This is a genomic window from Parasediminibacterium sp. HNIBRBA5674 (assembly GCF_056745525.1).
In genome coordinates this window covers 1-2120 of the sequence record NZ_JBQWIE010000080.1, presented here as the reverse complement: position 1 = coordinate 2120, position 2120 = coordinate 1, and the positions used below count along the sequence as shown (strand labels likewise).

Sequence of the window (2120 nt, the reverse complement as noted above, 5' to 3'; positions counted from 1 at the left end):
TCTTAAAGCAACGGATAAATTTAATTTTATTGTATCAAAGAGCTAATTTATCTTTTGTACACCTGTGGTGTCCTCACAAACCACATTAATATTGGAAAAACTTCTATGCGCCTAATAAATAGTATTTAAGCGGGTAAAAATATTATTACAGTGCTTCTACAATTAATGCAGAACCTTGCCCCACACCTATGCACATAGCAGCAAGCCCATATCTGCTTTTGCGGCGCTTCATTTCATGTAATAAAGTAGTGGTAATTCTGGCGCCACCGCTACCTAACGGATTGCCCAAAGCAATAGCACCACCATTTACATTAATAATGTTGGTATCTAATACTAAATCATTAACACAAGCAATACTTTGCACTGCAAAAGCCTCGTTTAGTTCTATTAGGTCTAAGTCATTTATAGTTAAGCCAGCACGTTGCAATGCTTTTTGCGTAGCAGGTACAGGGCCTAAACCCATCATTTCTGGATGCACACCTGCAACAGCCGTACTTACCACCCTTGCCATTGGTTGTAGATTAAACAACTTTACCGCTTCTTCACTAGCTAATAATAAGGCTGATGCACCATCATTTATACCTGAGGCATTACCAGCAGTTACACAACCATTAGTTACAAATGCAGGTTTTAGCCCTGCTAGTTTTTCTACACTTGTATGTCTTGGATGTTCATCCTTATCAAATAGTATTGCTGTGCCTTTATGTGTAATTGGCACAGGTATTATTTCATCTGCCCAATAATTATTGGTCAATGCTGTAAAATATTTTGCATGAGAATTAGCAGCATAAGCATCTTGTGCTGCTCTAGATATTTGTCTTGTAATGGATAATTGTTCAGCGGTTTCGCCCATGCTATAAGGGTGATACATAGCAGCTAAAGTTAGATTAGTAAAACGCCAACCAATAGTGCTATCTACCGTTTCAATAGGTTCGTTATCTATTTGCCTTGCAGTAATAAAAGGCGCTCTACTCATACTTTCTACACCACCTGCTATGTACAACATGCCTTCGCCGCACATAATGCTTTTAGCTGCATCCATGATGGCTTGCATACCACTACCACACAATCTATTAACGGTATTACCTGCAACCGTTACAGGCAAGCCTGCTAGTAAAGCTGCTAGCCTGCCTACATTTCTATTATCCTCACCTGCTTGGTTGGCTGCACCCGCAATTACGTCTTCTATTTGGTGCACATCAATAGTGCTGTTGCGCTGTACTAGCGAACGTATCATTAATGCCAATAAATCATCTGGACGTACCGTACTTAATTTACCACCATATCTACCAATGGGGCTACGTACGGCATCAATAATATAGGCAGGTTTCATTGTTTCTTTTTTCACCACAAAGACACAGAGGCATAAAGCTTCTATGTGCCTATCTGTCTATGTGGTAATATTTAATCTATCCTTTCTTTAAATGTTCAGCTGTAGCATCTAATGCCTCGTAAAATTCCTCACCATATTTTCTTATGATGGCTTCTTTTAAAAACACGTAGGCTGGTACTTTTAGTTGCTTACCCAAGCTACAACCACCACCACACAAGTCTTCTCTTGGTTGATAATTTACATATTCGACATCAGGGTCTTGCTTGCTGGTGGTAATTCTTATCGGGAACAAATGGCAACTCAATGGTTTCTTCCACCCTATTTTACCTTCGTTAAATGCTTGTTCAAAAGTGCAAACAATTACACCATCTTTATCTTTATAGCCATAAGCGCAAATGCCGCCATTTACGGTAGGCGTTACCCACCCAAATTCTCTATCGTAGGTATAATTACCTTGTTCATTTACTGCTTGCAGGCCTTCTTTGGTCATGAACGGTTTTACAATTGCAAGGGCTTTATCTACTTCTTTCTTTTCCCAGTTTTCAAGTGGTGCACCAGCATCACCATCTTCACAGCAGCCACCTTTACACTTGGTAAGGTCACACACAAATTGCTCTTCAATCACTTCGTCACTTATCAATTTATTATCAATTGCAATCATAATCACTTGTATTTTCTGCGGCAACGAAGATAAGTGCAGCGGCATTACTACCCAGGGCAAACGCATCTAAATTTATTTTTTGCATACTTATTAAGTAAAGGCGAACGTTTTGGATAGAAAACATTT

2 protein-coding genes are annotated in these 2120 nt (G+C 39.3%); both read right to left on the bottom strand.

What is annotated here, in order from left to right; translation table 11 throughout:
• Positions 1 to 145: 145 nt before the first annotated feature.
• Entirely contained in the window at positions 146 to 1333 is a 1188-nt protein-coding gene (locus ACT9TX_RS18285) for a thiolase family protein (RefSeq protein WP_481340529.1), read from the bottom strand.
• 76 nt (positions 1334 to 1409) lie between these two features.
• Entirely contained in the window at positions 1410 to 1994 is a 585-nt protein-coding gene (locus ACT9TX_RS18280; protein WP_481340527.1) for a DUF3109 family protein, read from the bottom strand.
• Positions 1995 to 2120: the final 126 nt, after the last annotated feature.

Coding starts and splice junctions, on each gene's coding strand:
- ACT9TX_RS18285 (WP_481340529.1), bottom strand. CDS start 1,333: ATGAAACCTGCCTATATTATTGATGCCGTACGTAGCCCCATTGGTAGA.
- ACT9TX_RS18280 (WP_481340527.1), bottom strand. CDS start 1,994: ATGATTGCAATTGATAATAAATTGATAAGTGACGAAGTGATTGAAGAG.